This window comes from Streptomyces sp. NPDC043427, assembly GCF_056436655.1.
Genome location: NZ_JBWKCC010000014.1, coordinates 201850 through 217941, shown reverse-complemented (window position 1 = coordinate 217941; position 16092 = coordinate 201850). Strand labels below are relative to the sequence as shown.

13 protein-coding genes and 1 pseudogene are annotated in these 16092 nt (G+C 70.4%); 3 read left to right on the top strand and 11 right to left on the bottom strand.

Annotated elements, in window-relative coordinates; genetic code table 11:
• Positions 1-427 precede the first annotated feature (427 nt).
• Positions 428-1435 (bottom strand): stage II sporulation protein M, encoded by a 1008-nt coding sequence (locus AC067M_RS23315; RefSeq protein WP_478698929.1) that lies wholly within the window; start codon positions 1433-1435, stop codon positions 428-430.
• A 131-nt stretch (positions 1436-1566) separates the two neighbouring features.
• Between AC067M_RS23315 and AC067M_RS23310 the strand changes: the two genes are divergently transcribed.
• Complete coding sequence (locus tag AC067M_RS23310; protein ID WP_478698928.1) at positions 1567-2607, top strand: RDD family protein; 1041 nt, start codon at positions 1567-1569, stop codon at positions 2605-2607.
• 64 nt (positions 2608-2671) lie between these two features.
• On the opposite strand, the gene AC067M_RS23305 is transcribed toward AC067M_RS23310, so the two are convergent.
• Both AC067M_RS23305 and ahcY read right to left on the bottom strand, forming a co-directional pair.
• The gene (locus tag AC067M_RS23305) at positions 2672-3286 is read right to left on the bottom strand and encodes a hypothetical protein (RefSeq protein WP_478698927.1); all 615 of its coding nucleotides are present in this window, start codon (positions 3284-3286) and stop codon (positions 2672-2674) included.
• Between the two features lie 213 nt (positions 3287-3499).
• Positions 3500-4957 carry an adenosylhomocysteinase gene (gene ahcY, locus AC067M_RS23300; protein ID WP_478698926.1) on the bottom strand — a complete coding sequence of 486 codons (1458 nt, stop codon included), beginning with the start codon at positions 4955-4957 and terminating at the stop codon, positions 3500-3502.
• 459 nt (positions 4958-5416) lie between these two features.
• Between ahcY and AC067M_RS23295 the strand changes: the two genes are divergently transcribed.
• Together AC067M_RS23295 and AC067M_RS23290 are read left to right on the top strand one after the other, a co-directional pair.
• A complete protein-coding gene (locus AC067M_RS23295) occupies positions 5417-7528 on the top strand; it encodes a fructose-specific PTS transporter subunit EIIC (protein ID WP_478698925.1) in 2112 nt (703 codons plus the stop codon).
• A 3-nt stretch (positions 7529-7531) separates the two neighbouring features.
• Positions 7532-8179: a S26 family signal peptidase gene (locus AC067M_RS23290; protein ID WP_478698941.1), complete on the top strand. Its 648-nt coding sequence runs from the start codon at positions 7532-7534 to the stop codon at positions 8177-8179.
• 65 nt (positions 8180-8244) lie between these two features.
• Here the strand turns inward: AC067M_RS23290 and AC067M_RS23285 are convergent, their stop codons facing one another.
• The 8 genes and pseudogenes from AC067M_RS23285 to AC067M_RS23250 all read right to left on the bottom strand — a co-directional run bounded on the left by AC067M_RS23285 (position 8245) and on the right by AC067M_RS23250 (position 15900).
• A complete protein-coding gene (locus tag AC067M_RS23285; protein ID WP_478698924.1) occupies positions 8245-8466 on the bottom strand; it encodes a hypothetical protein in 222 nt (73 codons plus the stop codon).
• Between the two features lie 61 nt (positions 8467-8527).
• A complete protein-coding gene (locus AC067M_RS23280; RefSeq protein ID WP_478698923.1) occupies positions 8528-9508 on the bottom strand; it encodes a cation diffusion facilitator family transporter in 981 nt (326 codons plus the stop codon).
• 122 nt (positions 9509-9630) lie between these two features.
• On the bottom strand, positions 9631-10782 hold the full coding sequence (manA, locus tag AC067M_RS23275; protein ID WP_478698922.1) for a mannose-6-phosphate isomerase, class I: 1152 nt from the start codon (positions 10780-10782) through the stop codon (positions 9631-9633).
• Positions 10783-10896: 114 nt separating this feature from the next.
• A complete protein-coding gene (locus AC067M_RS23270; RefSeq protein ID WP_478698921.1) occupies positions 10897-12036 on the bottom strand; it encodes an SIS domain-containing protein in 1140 nt (379 codons plus the stop codon).
• 37 nt (positions 12037-12073) lie between these two features.
• Positions 12074-12244 (bottom strand): Trm112 family protein, encoded by a 171-nt coding sequence (locus tag AC067M_RS23265; protein ID WP_133928598.1) that lies wholly within the window; start codon positions 12242-12244, stop codon positions 12074-12076.
• Between the two features lie 802 nt (positions 12245-13046).
• Positions 13047-14411, bottom strand: a complete 1365-nt coding sequence (locus tag AC067M_RS23260) for a phosphomannomutase/phosphoglucomutase (protein WP_478698920.1) — start codon at positions 14409-14411, stop codon at positions 13047-13049.
• Positions 14412-14547: 136 nt separating this feature from the next.
• A pseudogene (locus tag AC067M_RS23255) lies at positions 14548-15276 on the bottom strand (L-lactate permease); the annotation flags it as partial.
• Between the two features lie 195 nt (positions 15277-15471).
• Positions 15472-15900: a DUF3499 domain-containing protein gene (locus AC067M_RS23250; RefSeq protein WP_478698940.1), complete on the bottom strand. Its 429-nt coding sequence runs from the start codon at positions 15898-15900 to the stop codon at positions 15472-15474.
• Between the last annotated feature and the right edge of the window lie 192 nt (positions 15901-16092).

Genomic DNA, 16092 nt, shown 5'->3' with positions numbered 1-16092 from the left:
TTTTGGCACGCTGTTGAGTTCTCAAGGAACGGACGCTTCCTTTGTACTCACCCGAGAGACTCTCTCAGGCTTTCCTCCGGGCGCTTCCCTTCGGTCTTGCGTTTCCGACTCTATCAGATCTTTTCTCGACCCGATTTCCTCGGTGCTTTCCAGGTTCCCGCTCTCGCGTTTCCCTTTCCGGCGCTTCCGACTTTATCAGAAGCTTCGAGCCGGTTTGACCGGCCGTCGGTTTCCGAATCATCGGGAGGGGCTTCTCGAAATCAGCGACCAATGATCATTGCTTCCGGAAGCAGATAGTTTACTCACTGCTGCCGACCGGTGAACCCAGTTCCAGGCAACTGTTCGAATCTACCTCCCCACAGGCGCTGTGTCAACAGCTCTTGTGGGGCGAAGGAGACAGTAGCAGTTCGATCAGCGTGTCCGCACATCAGGCAGCTGTCGGGAGGGTCGCGCTGCGTTCCGCCTCTGCGACGTCGCCGGTGTCTCCGGCGCGGACCGCACGACCGCCCAGGACCCAGACGTAGGCGAGGAAGGCCAGCTCGGCGAGGACGCCGATGCTGATGCGGGCCCAGGTCGGGAGGCCCGACGGGGTGACGAAGCCTTCGATGGCCCCCGAGACGAAGAGGACCAGGGCGAGGCCGATGGCCATACCGACGGCGGCGCGGCCCTCCTCGGCGAGGGCTGTGCGTCGGGTGCGCGGGCCCGGGTCGATGAGGGTCCAGCCGAGGCGGAGCCCGGTGCCCGCGGCGACGAAGACCGCTGTCAGTTCGAGCAGACCGTGTGGGAGGACCAGGCCGAGGAAGGTGTCGAGGCGGCCGGCGGAGGACATCAGGCCGAAGCCGACACCCAGGTTGAGCATGTTCTGGAAGAGGATCCACAGGACGGGCAGCCCCAGGAAGACGCCCAGGACCAGGCACATCGCGGCGGCCTGGGCGTTGTTCGTCCACACCTGGGCGGCGAAGGCGGCCGCGGGGTGGCTCGAGTAGTAGGTCTCGTACTCGCCGCCGGGGCGGGTGAGCTCACGCAGTTCGCTGGGGGCCGCGATGGTGGACTGCACTTCAGGGTGGGTGCCGATCCACCAGCCGAGGAGTACGGCCACGGCGGTCGAGAGCAAGGCGGTGGGCACCCACCAGCGGCGCGAACGGTAGACCGCGGCGGGAAAGCCGTGGGCGAGGAAGCGCGTCACATCGCGCCAGGAAGCGCGCCGATTGCCTGTCACAGCACTACGCGCGCGTGCCACCAGCTGACTGAGCCGACCGGTGAGCTGCGGATCAGGGGCGCTGGACTGGATCAGGGAGAGGTGGGTGGCGGTGCGTTGGTAGAGGGCGACGAGTTCGTCGGCCTCAGTGCCGGTGAGGCGGCGCTGACGTCGGAGGAGGGCCTCGAGGCGGTCCCACTCGGCGCGGTGGGCTGAGACGAAGACGTCGAGGTCCATCGGTTTTCCTGCTCCTCGGCTCTTCGTCAGCGACCTGTCTTGAGCGTCAGCTTGTCGTACTGCGGCGCGATGCGCTCTCAGCTTGGCAGACTGGCCGTTACAGGGGCAGAGCAGGGGAAGGGACGGCGGACGTGAGTGAGCTGGTGACCGGCGAGGCGGTGGCGTTGGAGCTGCGCCCCGCGAGGCTGCCCAGCAGGGCGCTGGGCATTGTGCTGGATCTCCTGGTGGCCATGTTCGCCTACGTCGTCGTGACCATGGTTCTGGTCGTCTCCGCGGCTTCCCTGGACGAGGCCGCGCAGATCGCCTTGTCCATCGCCACGTTCCTGCTCGTTCTGGTCGGTGGTCCGATCGCTGTGGAGACGCTGACCCACGGACGTTCGCTCGGGAAGCTGGCGTGCGGGCTGCGCGTGGTGCGGGACGACGGCGGGCCCATACGGTTCCGGCACGCGCTGGTGCGGGGTGCGATCGGTGTGGTCGAGATTCTGCTGACGTTCGGGGTCGTCGCCTGTATCGCGTCGCTCGTATCTGCGCGCGGGCGACGGCTCGGTGACGTGTTCGCGGGGACGCTGGTCGTGCGGGAACGGGTGCCCGTCGGGCACGCGGGTTTCGTGCCGCCTCCCCCGCCCTGGCTCGCCGGACGCTTCTCCGGGCTCGATCTGTCGGCGGTTCCAGATGCGCTGTGGCTCGAGATCCGGCAGTACCTGGGTCGCATGCAGCAGTTGGATCCGGTGGTCGGTTGGACGATGGCCGAACGACTCGCCGCCGATCTCGCGACCCGTACGGGCACTCCGATGCCGCCGGGAGTTCCGCCGGCCGCATATCTGGCGGCCGTGATGCAGGAGCGGCAGGTGCGGGAGGCCCGGCGGACCTTCGGGAACAGTGTGGCGGCCGGTCGGCACGCGGCGGAGGGTGGCGCCGCCGGGGGTCGAGCGACCGGGACCGGTGCAGCAGTAGGGGTGCCGGGCGCTTACGGGCCTCCCGGCGCCCCCGGACCTTCACCTTCTGTGGGCCAGCGACCGCCGGCGGGCGCTCCTCTGCCTTCTGCCTCGGCGCCCCTCCCCGGGTTTCACCCCGGGCAGCCTCAGGCATCGGCTTCTGTGAGCGGGCCCTCGGTCCCCGAGAACGAGCCCCCGGTCGATCGCCCGTCTACCGGGTTCGTGCCGCCGGCGTGACCCTGCCCGGGCCGCGCGGAAGGCCCGGCGGCTCAGGCGTCGCCTTTCCCCTGACGTGCGCGCCTCACCAGAACGCCGATGGCGGTGACTCAAGGTCCTCCAGCTCGATGCCGGGTGCCGCGAGGACCACGTCGCCGGCGATGTGCACGGTGTGCTGTTCGCCGGTGTCCAGGGCTGTGACCTGGTATTCGTCCACGGTCAGGGGGCCGTTGTCAGTGGGGTGTGCTTCGCTTTTCACCAGGGCCCAGGACTGGTCGACGGTGCGCGGGGCGAGGACCGGGTCCGTGAAGGCGACGAGGCGTACGCGGGTTGCGTAGGCGGAAGGGGTGAGGCGTAGGAGACGGGTGATGGCGATGAGAAATGCGGGGGATGTGCCGGTGAAGGCGTGGGCGCGGACGTTGCCTTCCGTGGCCTGAGTGCCGGTGGGGTCTGTGCGGACCCAGGTGACGCCGTCCAGTGCGGCGCCGCGCACCTGCCAGCTCCTCGCGTGGAGTTCGAGGCGGATGGGGCGGCCCAGTTCGTCGAGGGCCAGGTCGACGGAGCCGAGGTGGTCGCCCGAGGGGGTGGTCAGCTGGGAGACGTAGCGCCAGCCGGAGGGGCCGGGGGCGCAGTGGAAGTGCTCGTCTGCGAGGGGGGTGTGATCGTGCGGATCGTGGAGCGAATAACGGCCGCGGGGCATGGGGGTCCTGGATCTTGACGGGCTGACCGGGATCGGTGCGGTCGAAGGCCAAAGGGGCAGGCCCCCGGCACGGGGGTGCGGGGGCCTGCCTCGGAGGACCTGCCGCTGCGGAGCGCGTCAGTGCACGGACGCGCTCGCAGCGGGCGGGAGCGCCGCCCCGGCTCCTACCGACCCGGTACCGAGTTGGTTACCGACTCGGTGACTGCGACCGGCTCAGTAGCGGTAGTGGTCCGACTTGAAGGGGCCCTCGACCTCCACGCCGATGTACGCGGCCTGCTCGGGGCGCAGCTTGGTGAGCTTCACGCCGAGTGCGTCCAGGTGAAGGCGGGCGACCTTCTCGTCGAGGTGCTTGGGGAGCACGTAGACGCCGGTCGGGTACTCGTCGGGCTTGGTGAACAGCTCGATCTGGGCCAGGGTCTGGTCCGCGAAGGAGTTGGACATCACGAACGACGGGTGACCGGTGGCGTTGCCCAGGTTCAGCAGGCGGCCCTCGGAGAGGACGATGATCACCTTGCCGTCAGGGAACGTCCAGGTGTGGACCTGCGGCTTGACCTCGTCCTTGACGATGCCCGGGATCTTCGCGAGGCCGGCCATGTCGATCTCGTTGTCGAAGTGACCGATGTTGCCGACGATCGCCTGGTGCTTCATCTTGGCCATGTCCGAGGCCATGATGATGTCCTTGTTGCCGGTCGTGGTGACGAAGATGTCGGCCTTGTCGATGACCTCGTCGAGGGTCGTGACCTGGTAGCCGTCCATCGCCGCCTGCAGGGCGCAGATCGGGTCGATCTCGGTGACGATGACGCGGGCGCCCTGTCCGCGCAGGGATTCCGCGCAGCCCTTGCCCACGTCGCCGTAGCCGAAGACGACCGCGGTCTTGCCGCCGATGAGGACGTCGGTCGCGCGGTTGATGCCGTCGATCAGGGAGTGGCGGCAGCCGTACTTGTTGTCGAACTTCGACTTGGTGACGGCGTCGTTGACGTTGATCGCCGGGAAGAGGAGGACGCCGTCGCGCTGCATCTCGTACAGGCGGTGGACGCCGGTCGTGGTCTCCTCGGTCACGCCGCGGATCTCGGAGGACAGCTGGGTCCACTTCTGCGAACCGTCCGTGATGGTGCGGTGCAGCAGTTCGAGGATGACGCGGTGCTCGTCGGACTCGGCGGTGTCGACGGAAGGGACCTTGCCGTCCTTCTCGTACTCGACGCCCTTGTGGACGAGGAGGGTGGCGTCACCGCCGTCGTCGAGGATCATGTTCGGGCCGCCGGTGGGGCTGTCCGGCCAGGTCAGGGCCTGCTCGGTGCACCACCAGTACTCCTCCAGGGTCTCGCCCTTCCAGGCGAAGACCGGGACACCCTGGGGGTTGTCCGGGGTGCCGTTCGGGCCGACGGCGATGGCCGCGGCCGCGTGGTCCTGGGTGGAGAAGATGTTGCAGGAGGCCCAGCGGACCCGTGCGCCCAGGGCGGTCAGGGTCTCGATCAGGACGGCCGTCTGCACGGTCATGTGGAGGGAGCCGGTGATACGGGCACCGGCAAGGGGCTGCGCCTCGGCGTACTCCTTGCGGATCGCCATCAGGCCGGGCATCTCGTGCTCGGCGAGGGTGATCTCCTTGCGGCCGAACTCGGCCAGGGAGAGGTCGGCGACCTTGAAGTCCTGTCGGTTTTCGACAGTCGTCATTACGAGCTGCTCCTCGGGGTTGGGGCGAGGTTGGGTACGGCTGGTCTGCGCGGCGGCGGACACACGGGTGCCCGAAGGAGGACACAGGCATGCCCGCGTACACGCAGCGCAGTCCGTCGGAGGCCCTCTCTCCCTCGGTCGGTCCGTGGTGGGACCGCCCGACCGCCATCAGCAGCGACGTCTGGCTCCGTCCCAAGCTACACCGGTCGTCCCGGCCGCCCCAGTCCGCCTTCGTAGACATCCTGCCAAGTACGGCGATGGAGCGGTGTCCCCTGTTTGCGGGAGGGAGAGGCCCGGGAGGGGTGGAGCGGCGGGCGGCAGGCCGGGAGGACCAGGGGGTTTGGCGTCTTTGGCGGCGGGGGCAGGTGTTGGCAGGATGCGTGGAGATCGGAACAAGTGATCGATCCCGCGGGGCGTCCGGGACGGCGGCCCGTGTGACGAAGGCGTGAGGAGATCGATGTGACCAGTCCGGCCGGCCCTCCCCCCACGGGCAGCGGCGACGGCGAGCGGAAGAGGCTGAAACTGCTCGCGGTGACCGCCTGTCCGACCGGCATCGCGCACACGTACATGGCGGCGGAGAAGCTCGCGCAGGCCGCCGAGAGCCGCGGTATCGACATGAAGGTGGAGACGCAGGGATCCATCGGGGCTGAGAACGTCCTCGACGACAACGATGTCAGGACCGCCGACGGCATCATCGTCGCGGCGGACAAGGACGTGGACCTGAGCCGTTTCGTGGGCAAGCGGGTCCTGACCGTCGGGGTCGCCGAGGGGATCCGTCACCCCGAGCGGCTGATCGAGCAGGTGCGGTCCGCGCCCGTACACACGGCGGACGGCGCACCGTCGTCGGCGCCTACGGGCGGGGGCCGGGGCGGTGAGCGGAGCGTGGTGTACAAGGCGCTGATGAACGGCGTCTCGTACATGATCCCGTTCGTGGTAGTGGGTGGTCTGCTGATCGCGGTCTCGCTCGCGCTCGGGGGCGACGCGACGGCCAAGGGCTATGTGATCCCCGAGGGCAGTTTCTGGGCGGACGTGAACGAGATCGGTGTCATCGGCTTCCAGTTGATGATCCCGATCCTGTCCGGCTACATCGCGTATGCCATAGCCGACCGGCCCGCGCTCGTGCCGGGCATGATCGGCGGGTGGATCGCCAACACCGGGTCGCTGTACGACTCGGAGGCCGGGGCCGGGTTCATCGGGGCGATCGTGACCGGGTTCCTCGCCGGGTATCTGGTGCTCGGCATCAAGCAGGTGAAGGTGCCGAGGTTCGTGCAGCCGATCATGCCGATCATCGTGATCCCGATCGTGGCGACGACGGCGTTGGGCCTGTTCTTCATCTACGTCGTCGGGAAGCCGATCTCCTGGGTGTTCGAGCACCTGACCAGCTGGCTCAGCGGGATGACGGGCACGAGTGCGGTGCTGTTGGGCGCGATTCTCGGGCTGATGATCGCGTTCGACATGGGCGGGCCGGTCAACAAGACGGCGTTCCTGTTCGGCACGGGGCTCATCGCGACCGGCAACCAGACGGTCATGGGCATGTGCGCGGCCGCGATCCCGGTGATGCCGCTGGGGCAGGGCCTCGCCACGCTGATCCGCAAGCGGCTGTACACCGAGCAGGAGCGGGAGACGGGGCTCGCCGCGCTGTTCATGGGCTGCTTCGGCATTTCTGAGGGCGCGATCCCGTTCGCGGCGGCGCGGCCGGCACAGGTCATCCCCGCCAACATGCTCGGGGGCGCGGTGGCCGGCGCGGTGGCCGGGCTCGCCGGGGTGGAGGACGCGGTGCCGCACGGCGGGCCGATCGTGGCGGTGCTGGGCGCTGTGAGCGGTGTGCCGATGTTCTTCGTGGCCGTCCTGATCGGCACGGTGGTGACCGCGGTGACGACGGTTCTGCTGGTGGGCTTCGGCGAGCGCGGAGGGCCCGTTGCGCCGGGTGTGGGCGCGGGCGTGCCCGGTGCCGAGCCTGTGCTGGTCGGGGCCGGCGCGGGGGCGCTGGGCGCGGAGCAATCCGTATCGGCACAGGGTGCGAGTGTGGCCGTACCGGCGCAGGGCACGGAAGCGGCCGTATCCGGACAGGCGGCGCGCGCGGACGACGATCAACCTGAGGAGCCGGAGCAGCCGGAGGTTCTCTCCGGGTATCTCAGCGGGCAGACCGTCGAGGTCCGGCTCGAGGCGTCTGACAAGGAGGCCGCGATACGGGAGTTGGCTGGGCTGCTGGCGCGGACCGGGCGGGTCGGGGATGTGGATGAGTTGATACGGGCGGCGTTGCGGCGGGAGGAGCAGGGGACGACCGGGCTCGGTGAGGAGATCGCGATACCGCATGCCAAGACGGACGCGGTGACCGCGCCGGTCGTCGGGTTCGCGCGGTCCTGCGAGGGCGTCGAGTGGGGCTCGTTGGACGGTACGAAGGCCCGGCTGGTGTTCATGATCGCCGTACCGGAGGCGGCCGCGGGGGACGAGCATCTGCGGATCCTGGCGTTGCTGTCGCGGAAGCTGATGGACGGCGGGTTCCGGGAGCGGTTGCTGGGGGCGCCGGACGAGCGGGCCGTGCTTAGGGCGCTGGCCGAGATCCGGTAGCCGCTGGCCTGCCCTCGCCACACGGGCTGTTCATGGTCGGCCGCCACCCTCTGCGGCCGCGGACGTTCCGCGCGGGCGGGGAGCGGCAATGAGCGGTGCGCGGAAACTCGCGGTCACGGCCTGGGGGGTTGCGGTCGTTGGGGATGCTGCTGGCGATCGGGTTCTTCTGGGGTCTGCGGGCCGGCTAGTGCTGCGACCGGAAAGGTTCACCGGCTCGCGACGCCCGGCACGGCACCTCGCCGCGTTGTCGCATCACCCGAGTACATCCAGTACGCGGGTCATGCTCCGCCTTGCGAGGCACCGCACCGGACGCCGCGAGCTTCCCGGCAAACCTTTCCGGTCACAGCACTAGCAGAGCAGCACGGTCTCCAGCGACAGCATTCACCGACGAACCGGCCCGGTGACCGGGTCGCGTTCGAGCGGATCGGCGGGGACGAGGTGCGGCAGGGTGACGTGGTGCTCTCCTCCGTGCCGGAACGTTTCCAGTGCGATGGCGGTGTCATGCACCGGGTCATCGGCGTCGGCGGCGATCACGTCGTGTGCTGCACCGGTGAGGGCGCGGACGAGCACCTGACTGTCAACGGTGAGCCGCTGGACGAGCCGTATGTGAAGGACGGTGTGGTCGACGGACTGAACCGCCCGTACGAGTGAAGGTGCCGAGGGGCGGCTGTTCGTGCTCGGTGGCCATCGGGCGAGGGCGGTGGACTCGCGGCTCTTCACGGACGGCCAGGGAGGGGACGGTGCCGGTCGGTGCCGTACGGGGCCGGGCGACGGACGACGTCATGGGGCTGGGGCTGCTGGGTCTGGCCGGGCTGCTGGGGTGGCGTCGTGGCGTTGACGGGGCTGGGGTTCGGGATCGCCGCCCTGGTCGTACGACGGCGGCGGCCGGTGCCGGTGCGGCCGTCGTGGCCCACGCACGTCTGAGCGCGCGCGGACATGCGTAAGGGGCCCGCCGATCTTGCTCGGCGGGCCCCTATGGCGTGCGCGTGTGCGAGGAGTTCAGTGCTCGGTGGGGTGCTGGGAGGGGCCCCCGGGGGTCGCCTCGCGGTCGGGGCCCTTGGCGGCCTCGGCCTCGCTGTAGATGTCGGGCTCGAGGTAGATCACGCGGGCGATCGGCACGGACTCGCGGATACGGGCCTCGGCGGCGTTGATGGCGGACGCGACCTCGGCGGCCGTGTCGTCGTGCTGAACGGCGATCTTGGCGGCGACCAGCAGTTCCTCGGGGCCGAGGTGGAGCGTGCGCATGTGGATGATGCTGGTGACGGTGTCACCGTCGACGATCGCGGTCTCGATCTTCTTGACCTCTTCGACGCCCGCGGACTCGCCGAGCAGCAGGGACTTGGTCTCGGCAGCCAGGACGAGGGCGATCAGGATGAGCAGGATGCCGATGCACAGGGTGCCGATGCCGTCCCAGACGCCGTCGCCGGTGAGGAGCGCCAGGCCGACGCCGCCGAGGGCGAGGATCAGGCCGACGAGCGCGCCGAAGTCCTCCAGGAGGACGACCGGGAGCTCGGGCGCCTTGGCGCGGCGGACGAACTCCTTCCAGGAGAGGTTGCCGCGCAGGGGGTTGGACTCCCTGATGGCCGTGCGGAAGGAGAAGCCCTCGGCGATTATCGCGAAGACCAGGACGCCCACCGGCCAGTACCAGTGCTCGATCTCGTGCGGGTGCTTGATCTTCTCGTAGCCCTCGTAGATCGCGAACATGCCGCCGACCGAGAACAGGACGATCGAGACGAGGAAGGCGTAGATGTAGCGCTCGCGGCCGTAGCCGAAGGGGTGTTGCGGGGTGGCCTCGCGCTGGGCCTTCTTGCCGCCGAGCAGCAGGAGGAACTGGTTGCCGGAGTCGGCGAGCGAGTGCACCCCCTCGGCGAGCATCGACGACGAACCGCTGAACGCGAACGCCACGAACTTCGATGCCGCGATCGCGAGGTTGGCCCCGAGTGCCGCCACGATCGCCTTGGTGCCGCCTGACGCGCTCATGTGTTCGCGTGTTCCCTTCGCCTTCGTACGTACGCCGTCCAGGCCTTTGCCCGTGCTTTGCCGGTGGGCCATTGTTGCAGCCCGGTCCGGCAGCGGTGGGACGGGCCGTCGGCGGTGCGACCTCAGGCGACGACGGTGGCCCGGAAGACCGTTCCGGCTCCGGACACCTCGGCCGTTTCGCCCGCCGGGACGAAGACCGACTGGCCGGGCGTCAGTTCGTGTTCCCCCGCGCGGACGGTTCCAGCCGTGCAGAGCAGGATCTGCGGGGTCGCGCGGGTGAGGTCGTGGGCGCCGCCGCTCTCGGGGAGGACGTGGCGGGAGAGCCGGAACTCGTCGATGGGGGTCTCGTAGACCTCCTCGCCGTCCGGTGTGGCTTCCGGGCGCAGCACGCCGGGGTCGCCGGCCTCGAAGCGGACGATGCGCAGGAGTTCGGGTACGTCCACGTGTTTGGGGGTGAGGCCGCAGCGCAGGACGTTGTCGGAGTTGGCCATGATCTCTACGCCGAGGCCGCTGAGGTAGGCGTGCGGTATACCGGCTCCGAGGTACAGGGCCTCGCCGGGCTGGAGCCGGACGTGGTTGAGCAGCATCGCCGCGATGACTCCAGGGTCGCCCGGGTAGTGGTGGGCGATGCCCGCGTAGGGGGCGTAGTCGCCGCCGAGTCGGTCGCAGGCGGCCGCGGTCTCGGCGACGGTGTGGGCCATCTCCGCGGGGTCGGCGGTCAGTACGGCGGTGAGGACCTCGCGCAGCGCCGCGTCCTCGGGGTGGGCGCGCAGGACGTCGACGTACGGCTTGAGGGAGTCGACGCCGAGACCCTCGAGGAGGTCGGCCGCGCGGGCCGGGTCGCGGAAACCGCACAGCCCGTCGAACTCGCTGAGGGCGCAGATCAGCTCGGGCTTGTGGTTGGCGTCCTTGTAGTTGCGGTACGGGGCGTCGACGGGAATGTTGCGGCGCTCCTCGTCGGCGTAACCCTCCCGGGCCTGCTCCAGGTCGGGATGCACCTGAAGGGAGAGCGGGGCGCCGGCTGCGAGGATCTTGAGGAGGAACGGCAGGCGGGGGCCGAACTTGGCGACGGCCTTTTCGCCGAGCTCTCGCTTCGGGTCGGCGTCGATGACCTCGACGAGCGTGCCGCGCGCGGTGCGCGAGGGGGCGCCCGGGTGCGCACCCATCCACATCTCCGCCTGCGGTTCACCGGTCGGCTCGGTGCCGAGCAGCTTCGGGATGGCGGTGGGGGAACCCCAGGCGTAGGGGCGCACGGTGTTGTCGAGGCGGTCCATGTACGTCGTGCTTCTCTCTGCTGGTTCTCTCGTACGACTCTCGGGACGGTCCGTAGGCTCTCTCGGCTGCCCTGCGACTCCCTCGGCGTCCGTACGACGCTCAGGTAGTCGTGGTCATGATCGGGCACCCGAGGCGAGCGCCAGGTAAACGGCGGCGAAATCCGTGATGGCGATCAGTTCGGCGAGGGTCTCCAGTTCGCCGCCGGGCTCGGGCTCGAGTTCGCTGATCGGGGTGTCGTGGCTGAGGGCCAGGTCACGGGCGGCGGGGGCGGCGGTGAGGCCGCCGATCGGGCGGTCGCGGAGCAGCACCACGCGCGCGTGGAGGGCGGGCGGTTCCTCGACGCGGTCGCGGAAGAAGTCGTCGGGGTCGGCGCTGGCGGCCAGCGGGCCGGCGAGCAGGGCACTGTGCCCGGCGAGCGCCTCGGGCAGTTCGGCGACGACCGCGGGGGTGCCGGAGAGCTCGGCGAGGGCGGCGGCGAAACGGTGGCCGGCGGGGCCCGCGGAGGTGCCCTCGGTCCAGATCACGGGGAGGGAGTCGGCGAGTTCGGCGGCCAGCGTCTTGGCGGGGTTGCTGTAGGTCGCGATCGCGGGGCCGCAGCGTTCGGCGACCTGGTCGAGGCGGTCGGCGACCTTCTCGAGGGCGTCGGGCTGGGCGGAGATCAGGCCGGCGCGGTCCAGGATCGCGAGGAGCGGGGTGAACAGGGCCCACAGGACGCCGGGGGCGGAGGCGGCGACGGGCGGCTGTTCGTCCTGCTCGTATGGGGCGGTCGCCATGGGCACGAACAGGCCGTGCGAGGTGCTGACCGACTCGGTGAGCGGGGAGCCGGCGGGGGCGACGGCGACGACGGTGACGCCGCGTCGGTAGGCCTGCTCGGCGAGGAGGGCGAGGGACGGTTCGGAGCCGTCGGGGGTGGCGACGATGAGCAGGTCCACGGAGCCGGCCCAGCCGGGGAGTTCCCAGCGCAGGGCGCCGGCGGCGGGGGCCACGCCGGTGGGGGTGAGGCGGATGACGGGGCAGCCGGTGCCGGCGAGGGAGCCGAGGAGGTCGGCGACGCAGGTGGCGGCGGCGCCGGGGCCCGCGATGAGGATCGCGCGCGGGCGGCCGTCGGGTTTGAGGTCGTTGACGCCGGCCTCGGTGGCGTGCCGCAGGGCCGTGCGGACGCGGGCGCCCGCTTCGGCGGCGCCGCGCAGGAGGGCGCGGTGGTCGGCCTCGGCGAGGGCCTCCGGCGTGTCGAGCAGCGATTCGTCGAGCATGGGCGGCAGTCTCCGATCGCCGGGTCGTCGTTGCGCGTTACGCGGGGCGGCGGGCCTCGTCGACGAGGAGGACGGGGATGCCGTCTCGGACGGGGTACGCCAGGCCGCAGTCCTGTCCGGTGCAGATCAGCTCGGTCTCCTGCTCCTTGAGGGGGGCGTGGCAGGCCGGGCAGGCGAGGATCTCCAGGAGGCCGGCTTCGAGCGGCATGGGGGGTCCCTTCGGGGCGGGGGTGTGCGGGTGGGTTGTGCTGGTGGTTCGGGTCCGTGCTTCACGGCTGGTGGCTCAGGTTTGTGGTTGTGCGGATGTGCCTGGTCAGGTTACCGCCGGTGGGGGTGCGGTGTGGGGGTTGGGCGGGGGTGGGGTGGGCTGGGGGGCGGATGGGGTGTGGCCGGGGCTGGGGGTGGGCTGGAGCGGGTGGCGGGGCGGGGGTGGAGCTGGAGCTGGGCGGGAACGGGTCGCGGGGCGGGGCTTGGGCTGGGCGGGGACGGGTCGCGGGGCGGGGCTTGGGCTGGGCGGGAGCGGGTCGCGGGGCGGGGCTTGGGCTGGGCGGGAGCGGGTCGCGGGGCGGAGGTGGAGCTGGGGTGAGGCTGGAGCTGGGTGAGGCTGGGGCGGGGGTCGGTCGCGTAGCCCGGCGCTTACGGGGTGCCGTCCGCGCCCACCCGTGCATCCCCAGCGGCACGACTGCCCGCGGACCAACGGCACGGCTGAGCGCCGCGGGTGCCTGCGGGAAGGAGCGGGGGCTCGGGCAGCTGGCCGAGGCCGCGCGGGACGGCATGACAAACACCTGGGCCGTACCTGGGAACGCCGTGCCTGGGGGCTATGCCCCCAGTTATCCATCGGCCTCAACGGCCTCGTCCTCAATCGCTGATGGGCTGAGACGGCCTACCGCGCAGCCCAACCACCCGCCCCTGCAGCGCGACGCCCAGCCACGCCATCCCTTCGCCGCTCAGCGACCCGTCATTTCCGGCGGCGCGGCAGTGTGAGGGGCGAGCCCCCGGGCCCTGTGCCGTCAGCTCCTGATGATGGACAGGACCTCGTCGCGGATTTCGGTGACCGTTTTCTCGTCGCGGGCCTCGGCGTTGAGGCGGAGGAGGGGTTCGGTGTTGGAGGGGCGGACGTTGAACCACCAGTCGGGGGCGGTGACGGTGAGACCGTCGAGGTCGTCGAGGGTGACGTCCTCGCGGGTCTCGAACGCGGAGCGCACCGCCGCGAGGCGGCCCGCCTGGTCGTCGACGGTGGAGTTGATCTCGCCGGAGGCGGCGTAGCGGTCGTACTGGGCGACGAGGCCCGAGAGCGGGCCGTCCTGGCCGCCGAGGGCCGCGAGGACGTGCAGGGCGGCCAGCATGCCGGTGTCGGCGTTCCAGAAGTCCTTGAAGTAGTAGTGGGCGGAGTGCTCGCCGCCGAAGATCGCGCCGGTGCGCGCCATCTCGGCCTTGATGAAGGAGTGGCCCACGCGCGTGCGGACCGGTGTACCGCCGTTCTCCTTCACGACCTCCGGGACCGACCAGGACGTGATCAGGTTGTGGATGACCGTGCCCTTGCCGCCGTGCTTGGCCAGCTCGCGCGAGGCCACCAGCGCGGTGATCGCGGACGGCGTGACCGGGTCGCCGTGCTCGTCGACGACGAAGCAGCGGTCGGCGTCGCCGTCGAAGGCGATGCCGAGGTCGGCGCCCTCCTCGCGGACCCGCTTTTGCAGGTCCACGATGTTCGCCGGGTCCAGCGGGTTCGCCTCGTGGTTGGGGAACGTGCCGTCAAGCTCGAAGTACATCGGCACGAGCTCCAGGGGCAGGCCCGAGAAGACCGTGGGGACGGTGTGTCCACCCATGCCGTTGCCCGCGTCGACGACGACCTTCAGGGGGCGGACGGAGGTCAGGTCGACGAGGGAGCGCAGGTGTGCCGCGTAGTCCTCCAACGTGTCGGTCTGCGTGATCGTTCCCGTCGTCGCCGCCGGTGCGGGGGCGCCCGTGTCCATCCACTGCTCCGCCAGCTCACGGATCTCGGCCAGGCCGGTGTCCTGCCCGACCGGCGCCGCGCCCGCCCGGCACATCTTGATGCCGTTGTACTGCGCCGGGTTGTGCGAGGCCGTGAACATGGCGCCCGGCAGGTTCAGCGCGCCCGACGCGTAGTACAGCTGGTCGGTCGAGCACAGGCCGATCTCGGTGACGTCGACGCCCTGTGCCGACGCTCCACGCCCGAAGGCCCGCGACAGTCCGGGCGACGAGGGCCGCATGTCGTGGCCGATCACGATCGCATCCGCGCCGGTCACCCGGGCGAAGGCCGCCCCGAAGAACTCGGCCAGCGACTCGTCCCACTGGTCGGGGACGACACCGCGTACGTCGTACGCCTTCACGATCTGCGACAGATCAGCAGCCACGGCGAACCTTCCTGAAAGTCCTATCGGTCATCCCAAACTACCCGTCCGAGGCTGACAGTCCGCTGTGTGGACCGTGAGTGGATTCCAAGCCGTCACCTCAGGTCAGGGCGGCGTTCGCGAACGGTCGAAGAACGACTCAGGGCAGCATCCAGTCCAGCACCGGCGAACTCCGGCCGACCACGATCAGGCACCTCACCTGCAACAGGCCCGCGTTCCACGGCAGCTTTTGCGCAGCAGTCCCCCTCGCGGCCCGTGTGGCCCACGGCCCCGCAGGCGATGGTGAGGTTCTGCGGCGAGATCATCTTGCGCGTGGCCCCGCCCGGACTGTGGGCGGCGGCGAGGACTTCGGGCGACAGCCCCGACTCGCGCGCGGCCGTCACCTGGAGGGCGCCGAGAGCGCGTTGGCGGAGGTGTGCGGCCCGGTGCCGGCGACGCCGAACCAGCCGAGGACTGGTGACAGGAAGGCGAGTGCCGCGTCGGCCGCCGCCACGAAGTGGCCGATGGTGGCGCAACCAGTCCTTGACCGCCGGTAATTGAGCGAGGGAGAAGACCGCGACGATCAGCGCGTACGGGGCGTGGGCGCGGACGACCTCACCGCGAGGGTCGGCCTCGTCGAGCTCCTCGCTGCGCGCCGGTCCGTACGGAGGCGCGGAAAGGACTCGGCGACCGGCACACACGTGTGCGGTACGGCGGCCAGGGCGCCCGCACCCGCCAGGGCGGCGCCGATGGCGGCGAGTTGCGCGGAGACTTAGTTGGAGGCGGCGAACTGGGCGAGACGAAGGCGGATCCATGCCGTAGGCGAGTCAAGCGACCAGGGCGGCCGCCAGGAGCCCTGTGAGGCCCCCCGGGGGCCTGAGGCGGACGCCGCCGAGCAGGCACCAGGACCAGGGCGAGGGGACGAGGGGCAGAGCCGCCACGAGGGCGGCGAGGCCGAGTGAGCCGGCGACGGGTTCCGGTTCCTGGACGTACGCGGACGCCTCCCCGATTCCACCGCGTGGAAAGCGATTTCTCGTTTCGGCTCGAACGCGAGACTGCCGTAAGGGGACTGCCGTAAGGAGACTCAGTTGTCCGGCGAGCGCAGTACCCGCAGATGGCCGCGGCGCGCGACCTCCATCGGGTCGGCTCCGCGCCCCCCGCCGCCACCGGCCCCGGCCTTGCGCTCCTGCGGACGGGCCGCCTCGCGCACCGCGTTGGCAAGCGCTTCCAGATCATCGCCACTGGGGCGCGCGGGAGCGGAGCCGTCGAGGAGCCGGACGACCTCCCACCCGCGCGGGGCGGTGAGGCGCTCGGAGTGCTCGGCGCACAGGTCGTAACAGTGGGGTTCGGCGTAGGTGGCGAGCGGGCCGAGGACCGCGGTCGAGTCGGCGTAGACGTACGTCAGCGTCGCGACGGCGGGTCGGCCGCAAGCGGTGCGCGAACAGCGACGTACAGGGCTCACGACGTTGGACGGTACCGCACTCTTGAGCGGGCCGCGACGACTCTGCCCCAGGTCACCTCACCGTGTCGCCCTGTGAAACGCCCCACACACCTTTCCAGGCGCACGTCGCTGACCTGCATAGACCTACTTGTCCGAGGTGTCGGACGATTCCGGATCCGGTCACCAGTCGGTACAAACGCCGTCAATTGTCTTGAGATTGACGGTCTCGGAGGGATACGGAATCGAGCCCAAGCTTGGCCGGAA

What these genes read in the sequence shown, in the direction of transcription:
- AC067M_RS23265 (WP_133928598.1), bottom strand. Translation starts at nt 12,244, where the DNA reads ATGCCGCTCGAAGCCGGCCTCCTGGAGATCCTCGCCTGCCCGGCCTGC.
- AC067M_RS23280 (WP_478698923.1), bottom strand. Translation starts at nt 9,508, where the DNA reads ATGAGCGCGTCAGGCGGCACCAAGGCGATCGTGGCGGCACTCGGGGCC.
- AC067M_RS23305 (WP_478698927.1), bottom strand. Translation starts at nt 3,286, where the DNA reads ATGCCCCGCGGCCGTTATTCGCTCCACGATCCGCACGATCACACCCCC.
- manA (WP_478698922.1), bottom strand. Translation starts at nt 10,782, where the DNA reads ATGGACCGCCTCGACAACACCGTGCGCCCCTACGCCTGGGGTTCCCCC.
- AC067M_RS23285 (WP_478698924.1), bottom strand. Translation starts at nt 8,466, where the DNA reads ATGTCCGCGCGCGCTCAGACGTGCGTGGGCCACGACGGCCGCACCGGC.
- AC067M_RS23270 (WP_478698921.1), bottom strand. Translation starts at nt 12,036, where the DNA reads ATGCTCGACGAATCGCTGCTCGACACGCCGGAGGCCCTCGCCGAGGCC.
- ahcY (WP_478698926.1), bottom strand. Translation starts at nt 4,957, where the DNA reads ATGACGACTGTCGAAAACCGACAGGACTTCAAGGTCGCCGACCTCTCC.
- AC067M_RS23315 (WP_478698929.1), bottom strand. Translation starts at nt 1,435, where the DNA reads ATGGACCTCGACGTCTTCGTCTCAGCCCACCGCGCCGAGTGGGACCGC.